General features: G+C 70.2%; 8 protein-coding genes. 3 read left to right on the forward strand and 5 right to left on the reverse strand.

Features of this window, described 5'->3' with window-relative positions:
- Positions 1–47: 47 nt before the first annotated feature.
- From G569_RS0119745 to G569_RS61280, 5 genes are read right to left on the reverse strand one after another with little or no spacing between them, the layout of a single operon-like run.
- The gene (locus tag G569_RS0119745) at positions 48–1,103 is read right to left on the reverse strand and encodes a BMP family lipoprotein (RefSeq protein ID WP_028064697.1); all 1,056 of its coding nucleotides are present in this window, start codon (positions 1,101–1,103) and stop codon (positions 48–50) included.
- Positions 1,104–1,144: 41 nt separating this feature from the next.
- Entirely contained in the window at positions 1,145–2,131 is a 987-nt protein-coding gene (add, locus tag G569_RS0119750) for an adenosine deaminase (RefSeq protein WP_028064698.1), read from the reverse strand.
- Positions 2,128–3,432, reverse strand: a complete 1,305-nt coding sequence (gene deoA, locus G569_RS0119755; protein WP_028064699.1) for a thymidine phosphorylase — start codon at positions 3,430–3,432, stop codon at positions 2,128–2,130. Before deoA ends, add begins: the two co-directional genes overlap by 4 nt.
- 3 nt (positions 3,433–3,435) lie before the next feature.
- Entirely contained in the window at positions 3,436–4,212 is a 777-nt protein-coding gene (locus G569_RS0119760; RefSeq protein WP_028064700.1) for a purine-nucleoside phosphorylase, read from the reverse strand.
- Entirely contained in the window at positions 4,209–5,117 is a 909-nt protein-coding gene (locus G569_RS61280; protein ID WP_084285256.1) for a cytidine deaminase, read from the reverse strand. Before G569_RS61280 ends, G569_RS0119760 begins: the two co-directional genes overlap by 4 nt.
- Positions 5,118–5,144: 27 nt before the next feature.
- On the opposite strand from G569_RS61280, the gene upp reads away from it, so the two are divergent.
- The 3 genes from upp to G569_RS49910 all read left to right on the forward strand — a co-directional run bounded on the left by upp (position 5,145) and on the right by G569_RS49910 (position 7,083).
- Complete coding sequence (gene upp, locus G569_RS0119770; protein ID WP_028064702.1) at positions 5,145–5,774, forward strand: uracil phosphoribosyltransferase; 630 nt, start codon at positions 5,145–5,147, stop codon at positions 5,772–5,774.
- A 68-nt stretch (positions 5,775–5,842) separates the two neighbouring features.
- Complete coding sequence (locus G569_RS62760) at positions 5,843–6,025, forward strand: hypothetical protein (RefSeq protein WP_157592162.1); 183 nt, start codon at positions 5,843–5,845, stop codon at positions 6,023–6,025.
- Positions 6,026–6,423: 398 nt separating this feature from the next.
- The gene (locus G569_RS49910; RefSeq protein ID WP_169542108.1) at positions 6,424–7,083 is read left to right on the forward strand and encodes an integrase core domain-containing protein; all 660 of its coding nucleotides are present in this window, start codon (positions 6,424–6,426) and stop codon (positions 7,081–7,083) included.
- The last annotated feature ends 23 nt before the right edge of the window (positions 7,084–7,106 follow it).

The raw sequence follows: 7,106 nt of genomic DNA on the forward strand, positions 1-7,106 counted from the left end.
TGGTTAAGGTCGGATGATCGGGGTGGGGCGGAGGGGCTGCATCGCCTCTACTTCACCGTGTCGGGGATATCCGTGAGTTCGCCGGAGGCGATCTTGTCCTGGATCGCCTTGACCTGATCGGCGTACTTGGCGCCGACCTCGTTCGTGTCGCCGATCCCCACGCCGCCCGACTTGACGTCGAACACCGTGTTGGTGCCGCCCTTGAACGTGCCGTCCTGGACGGCCTTGGTCTCGTCGTAGACGGCCTGATCGACCTTCTTGAGGGCCGAGGTCATGATGTGGTCTCCGAGGTACGCCTGGTCGGCGTCGACGCCGATGCCCTGGACGCCCTTCTCCTTGGCCGCGTCGAGCGCGCCGAGGCCGCAGCCGCCGGCGACCTGGAAGACGACCTTCGCGCCCTTGGAGATCTGGTCGAGCGCGATCTCCTTGCACGGCGCCGGGTCATCGAACTTCTGCGAGTAGGCGTTGACGACCTTCGCGTCCGGGTTGGCGGCCTTCACGCCCGCCTGGTAACCCGCGATGTAGTGGTCGACCGGCGGGATCTTCTGGCCGCCGACCGAGCCGGCCGTTCCGCCGCCCTCGTCCTTCAGGTACAGACCGGCCATGTAGCCGACGAGGTAGCCGGCCTCCTGCTCCTTGAACAGCGCGCCGGAGACGTTCTGGGGCTTGCTCTTGAGGCCCGTCGCGTCGACGTCGATGATCGCGAACTTGGTGTCGGGGAACTTCGAGCTGACGGTGTCCATCGCGTCAGCCATCAGGAAGCCGACGCCGATCACCAGGTCGAACTTCTGCTGCGCCAGCGTGGAGAGGTTCGGAACGTAGTCCGAGTTGGCCTTGGACACGAGCACGCGGGTCTCGACGCCGAGGTCGGCCTTGGCCTTTTCCAGGCCCTGGTTGGCCAACTGGTTGAACGAACGGTCGTTGAGGCCGCCAATGTCGGTCACGAGACCGACCTTGATCTTCTTGGCCTCGGGGGTGCTCGTGCTGCTGTTGCTCGTCGACGACGAGCCAGAGCTCGAGTTGTCGTCGCTCCCGCACGCCGTCACAACGGCACAAGAAGCCACCAGCAGCAGCAACGCGAGTAGATGAAGAGGTCGGCGCACGGCCGGAACTCCTTTTGTCGAAGAACGCGACCGGCGCGAGCCTATTCGGTGCGTCGGTCGCTTGTGGCAGTAATTCGATTGAGCAGGGCGCGCTTCACCGCATCGTCCGCGAAGGACCCCTGGACTGCCGTCCGCGTGATCGTCTCCAACTCACCCTCCTCAAAGCCGAAGCGCTCACGCGCCACGGCGTACTCGCCGCCGATCGTAGCGCCGAAATAGGGGGGGTCATCAGAACCCAACGTGAGCTTCACACCCGCTTCGTGAAGCGCTCTGAATGGGTGAGATTCGTATCCGGAAAACACCTTTGTCGCGACGTTGGACGTCGGGCACGTCTCGAGCACCAGACCGCGGTCGGCGATCTCCTTGACGAGCTCCGGATCCTCGATCGCGCGCACCCCGTGCGAGATGCGGGAGATGCCCGGGAGGGCCATCGCCTGGCGCACGGAGTCGGCGCCGTCGTGCTCGCCCGCGTGGCACGTGCACCCGAGGCCGTTGGCGGTCGCGACGGCGTAGGCCTCGGTGAACAGCGAGGCCGGGTAGCCCGCCTCGTCGCCCGCGAGGTTGAAGCCGACCACGTACGGGTGGTGCTCGCGCCCCGCGATCGACACCGCGGCCTCGGGGCCGAAGTTGCGGATCGCGGTCGCCAGCATCCGCGCCTCGATGCCGGAGTCGCGGCGGGCGTCGTCGATCCCCTGCGCGATCGCTCCGTAGTGGGCCGCATCACTGAGGCCGACCGACGCCGCGTGGTCGGGCGAGACGATCAGCTCGACGTAGATGGCGCCTTCGGAGGCGCAGGCCATCAGGTACTCGTAGGCGACGTCGCGGTAGTCCTCCTCCGTGCGGATCACGCTGGCGGCGAGGTCGTAGGTGCGCAGGAAGTCGAGGAAGTCGACCCAGCGGAAGCGGTCCGGGCCGGCGAAGACCCCGTCGGGGACCGTGAGCCCGTTGCGGTCGGCCAGCCTCTGGATCAGCGCCGGCGGCGCCGTGCCCTCGAGGTGGACGTGCAGCTCGGCGAGCGGGAGGGTCATACGCGTCCCAGGAGCACCGGCTTCTCCGCGGGCGGCTCGCTCGACACCCGGACCGCGGCGCGCAACGCGCTCGCCGCCTCGTCGGCGCTGGAGTCGCCGCGGGCGTGCACGATCGCCAGCGGGGTGTCCGGGCCGACCTGGGTCCCGATCGCCGCGACCCGGCTGAGCCCTACGCCGTAATCGATCTGGTCGTCCTCGCGCCGGCGGTTGCCGCCGAGGCCGGTGACGACCAGGCCGACGGCGCGCGCGTCCATCGCGACGACGTACCCGGGCCGCTCGGGCGCGACCGGCTTGGTCACGGTGGCGTGCGGCAGGTGCGAGCCGGGGTGCTCGAGCAGGTCGCTCGGGCCGCCCAGCGCGTTGACCATGCGGGCGAAGTGCTCGGCGGCGCTGCCGTCGTCGAGCGCGGCTTGCGCCGCCGCCCGGGCGGTCGCGTCGTCCGGGTGCACGCGGGCCTGGACGAGCGCGGCCGCGGCGAGCGCGAGCGTCACCTCGTGCAGACGCGGCTCGCGCGCCGCGCCGGTCAGGTGGTCGATCGACTCGCGCACCTCGAGCGCGTTGCCCGCGGTGCTGCCGAGCACCTGGTCCATGTCGGTGATCAGCGCGACGGTGTTCAGCCCGGCGCCCTTGGCGACCTCGACCAGCGCCTCGGCCAGGCTCTGCGCCTCGTCGCGCCGCGCCATGAACGCGCCCGAGCCGGTCTTGACGTCGAGCACGAGGGCGTCCAGGCCCTCGGCCAGCTTCTTGGAGAGGATCGAGGCGACGATCAACGGGATCGACTCGACCGTGCCGGTGGCATCGCGGACCGCGTACAGGCGGCGGTCGGCGGGCGCGAGGTCCGCCGTCTGGCCGACGATCGCGGCGCCGGTGTCGCGCACCACGCGCTTGATGACCTCGATCGCGGGGACCGACTGGTAGCCGGGGATCGAGTCGAGCTTGTCGAGCGTCCCGCCCGTGTGGCCGAGGCCGCGGCCGGAGATCATCGGCACCGCCGCGCCGCAGGCGGCGAGGATCGGGGCGAGGATCAACGAGACCTTGTCCCCCACCCCGCCGGTCGAGTGCTTGTCCAGCACGGGCTTGTCGAGATCCCAGTCCAGGACCGTGCCCGAGTCCCGCATGCCCGTGGTGAGCGCGAGGCGCTCCTGGGCGTCCAGGCCTCTGAGGAAGAACGCCATCGCCAGCGCGCCGACCTGCGCGTCGGAGAGCCCGCCGTCGGTGATGCCACTGACGAGGAACGCGATCTCGTCGGCGGTCAGCGCGCTCCCGTCGCGCTTCTTCCGGATGATCTCAGGGGCGAGCACTGTTCAGAAGTCCTCCGCGAATTGCTGGACGAGCCGCACGAGATCCTGAGCCGCCACCTCCGCGTTGCGCAGCGTCTGCTCGTGCGAGAGCTCCTCGCCGCCCATGCCTTCGGCGAGGTTGGTGATGGCCGAGACCGCGGCGACCCTGAGGCCCGCGTGGCGGGCGAGGATCACCTCGGGGACCGTGGACATCCCCACCGCGTCCGCGCCCAGGGTGCGGAACATGCGGATCTCCGCCGGGGTCTCGAAGGTCGGGCCCGCCGTGGCGAGGTAGACGCCCTCGGCGAGGTCGATCTCGAGCTTGGACGCGCCGGCTCGGAGGTGCTCCAGGAGCGCCGGGTCGTAAGCGTCCCGGAGGCTCGGGAACCGCGGGCCGACGCTGTCGTCGTTCGGGCCGGTCAGCGGGTTGACGCCCAACAGGTTGATGTGGTCGGTGATCGCCATCAGGCGGCCGGGGCCGACCTCTCCTCTGAGGCTGCCCGCGGCGTTGGTCACCAGCAGCGCGTCCGCGCCGAGCTGCTTGAGGAGGCGGATCGGCACGCGCATCGCGCCCGGGTCGCCGCCCTCGTAGACGTGCTTGCGGCCGGCGTAGACCGCGACCGGCAGGCCGTTGAGCTCGCCCATGTGCAGCGTCCCGCCGTGGCCGGCGACCGTGGGCTGCGGGAAGCCGTCGAGCTCGGTGTAGGGGAAGCGGGTGACGTCGGTGAGCGCGTCGGCGATGCCGCCGAGGCCCGACCCGAGCACGATGCCCAGCCGGGGCTTGAAGTCGGTGACGTTCACTTGGGCAGGAACTCCGGTCCGAACGAGCGCGGCAGGAGCGCGTCGAGCGTCGTGGTCTGGCGCGCGCCATTGGCGGCGCACACGTGGATCTCGGCGCCGGGAACGATGAACTCGCGCAGGCGCTGGCGGCAGCCGCCGCAGGGCACGCAGAAGTCCTCCCCGTCGGAGATCACCGCCACCTCGGTGATGCGCTTGCAGCCGGCGGCGATCAGCGCGCCGATCGCGGACGCCTCCGCGCACTGGCCCTGCGGGTAGGCGGCGTTCTCGACGTTGGCGCCGACGTGGATCGAGCCGTCCTCGGCCCTCAGCGCGGCGCCGACCCGGAAGCGGCTATACGGCGCGTGCGCCCGCTCCATCACGTCCTTGGCGGCGTTGACCAGCGCGTCGCTGCCGACCACCTGGTCGCTGTAGGAGTTGCGCAGGATCCGCTCGGGCGGGATCTCCAGCGCCTCGGTGAGGCGGGTGACGCTGTCGAGCTCCTGGGCGAGGTTGGAGTCCGGGGTCGCGACGCCCTCGAGCTCGACGAAGTTCCCGAGGTCCTTGACGCGGTCCAGGTGGATGCGGACGTTCTGCCACAGCAGCAGGTGGCGTTCCTTCTCGACCACCGCCAGCACCCCGAGGCTCGATGCCAGTGCGGCGTGCAGCGCAGCTGGGTCCTCGATCGGGATCAGCCGGTAGCGGCTCTCGCGCGCCTCGTCTGCGTCGACCCGGTCGTACTGGATCAGGACGGCGCCCCCAGGGTCCTCCTCGCGGAGCTTGAGGCGACCTGTGGTGACCCGGTAGTAGGTGTCCCGCTGGCGTAGGAGCCCGCGATCGCGGGCGCCGAGGCCGAGCACGACGGCCAGCGAACGCTCCGGGTCCGGGTCCGACGCCTTGAGCTCGATGTTGCGGCGCGGCGCGGCCATGGGCCCAACGCTAGTACGTTGCGCATCATGGATGGGGTCACGGTGGTCGATCACGTGCTGCTACGGCGGCTTCTCTCGATCCTGCGCGACAAGGACACGCCACACCGTGTCTTCCGCGAGACGATGACCGACGCCGCGCTGATCCTCGGCTACGAGGCGATGCGCGGGCTGCGCGGCGCCGACATCTCGGTCGAGACGCCGCTGGAGACGACGTCCGGGGTGCGGCTCGCCGACGAGGTCTTCGTCGTCGCGATCCTGCGCGCCGGGCTCGGGCTGGTGGACGGGTTCCTGCGGCTCGTGCCGGAGGCGCGGGTCGGGCACCTCGGGATGTACCGCGACGAGGAGGCGCTGCGGCCGGTCGGCTACTACGAGAACGTGCCCTCGGGCGTCGAGGACGCCGAGGTGTTCGTGGTCGACCCGATGCTCGCCACCGGCGGTTCCGGCGTGCAGGCGGTCGCGCGGCTCAAGCGGGCGGGCGCGAAGCGGCTGCACTTCGTCTGCCTGGTGGCGGCGCCCGAGGGCGTGGCGGCGCTGCGCGAAGCCCACCCGGACGTCACGATCACGACCGCCACGATCGACCGGGAACTGGACGAAACCGGTTACATCCGCCCTGGGCTGGGAGACGCCGGAGACCGGATCTTCGGCACCGACCGCTGAGGTTTGTCCAGCGCGGACAAACGGGTTATCGTTGCGAGCAGGCCCCCCGAATTGCGGAGGACTCCTCGATGGCCTATATGCAGTGCCCGGAGTGCAAGCTGACCGTGCCGGCCACGGCCACTTACCTGCGCGGGGATCAGTGCCCGCGCTGCCTGACCACGATGGAGCCGCGTGACCGGTTCCGCTCGCCGGTGACGAGCGCGGTGACGCCGGAGCGGCCGATGCCGCCCGCGGCCGCACCGCCCGCCTAGTTGTCCTGCCCGCGGTCTTGCTGGACAGTGATCAATTGATCTAGGGGAGAGTTGTCCGGTCCCTGCCGGACGCTGAGAGGTGCGAGCCAGCTCAGCGAGTGGAAAGGGACCGGACAGTGCAAGACCGTAGATGCAGGTTCGGACTGGCGGCGCGGATCGAGATGGTCCGTCGTCGCGAGGCCGGGGAGTCGTTGCGTTCGATCGCGCGGTCGATGGCGTGTTCGCCGACGACGGTGAAGGTGCAGGCTGATCGGTGGGCGCAGGCCGACGAGGCCGGGCGGGCGGACTTCAGCTGTCTGGCGCCGCGGCGTCCGGTGCCTGCGTCGTGTCCGTGGCAGCTGAGCGGTGAGGAGCAAGCGCTGATCGTGCGAGCGCGGGAGCGCACCAATTGGGGCCCGATGCGGCTGGCGGCGTTGACGGGTCGGCACCGCTCAACGATCTGGAAGGTGCTCTGGCGCCACGGCGTGTCGCGTCGCCGGCGCGGCCGGCGGCAGACTTTTCGGCGCTTTGAGTGGAGCCAGCCCGGCGCGCTGTTGCACATCGATGCCTACAGCGCCCCGAAATTCCTGACGCCCGGGCATCGCGTGACCGGCGATCGTGACAAGCACGACCGGGCGCGCAACCTCGGCAAGACCGTCGTGATCGCCGTCCAAGACGATCACACGCGCCTGGTCTATGCCGAGTTGCACAGCGCCGAGAACGGCGCGAACGTCTCGATCGTGCTGCGCCGCGCCGCGCGCTGGTTTCTCGAGCAGGGCTGCGGCCCCGTGGAGGCGGTCATGAGCGACAACGCCAAGTGCTACTCGCGCAGCCACGCCTTTGGCGACACGCTCAGCGAGCTCGGCGCCCGTCACATCCTCATCCCGCCCTACACGCCGCGCTGGAACGGGAAGATCGAGCGCTTCTTCGGCACCCTCGAAGACGAATGGGCCCACGGCCGCCTCTGGCCCGACAGCGCCACCCGCGACCGCGCCCTGAGCTCATTCATCCGATACTTCAACCGCTACCGACCTCACAGCGCCGCAGGCGGCCGAGCACCCATCACCCGCGTCCACTAACTCCGCGGGCAGGACACCTAGTC

Source organism: Solirubrobacter soli DSM 22325 (assembly GCF_000423665.1).
GTDB lineage: Bacteria > Actinomycetota > Thermoleophilia > Solirubrobacterales > Solirubrobacteraceae > Solirubrobacter > Solirubrobacter soli.

Bases quoted from the DNA above. Each gene is read 5' to 3' on its own strand.
- add (WP_028064698.1), bottom strand. From the start codon at position 2,131: ATGACCCTCCCGCTCGCCGAGCTGCACGTCCACCTCGAGGGCACGGCG.
- G569_RS61280 (WP_084285256.1), bottom strand. From the start codon at position 5,117: ATGGCCGCGCCGCGCCGCAACATCGAGCTCAAGGCGTCGGACCCGGAC.
- upp (WP_028064702.1), top strand. From the start codon at position 5,145: ATGGATGGGGTCACGGTGGTCGATCACGTGCTGCTACGGCGGCTTCTC.
- G569_RS62760 (WP_157592162.1), top strand. From the start codon at position 5,843: ATGGCCTATATGCAGTGCCCGGAGTGCAAGCTGACCGTGCCGGCCACG.
- G569_RS49910 (WP_169542108.1), top strand. From the start codon at position 6,424: ATGCGGCTGGCGGCGTTGACGGGTCGGCACCGCTCAACGATCTGGAAG.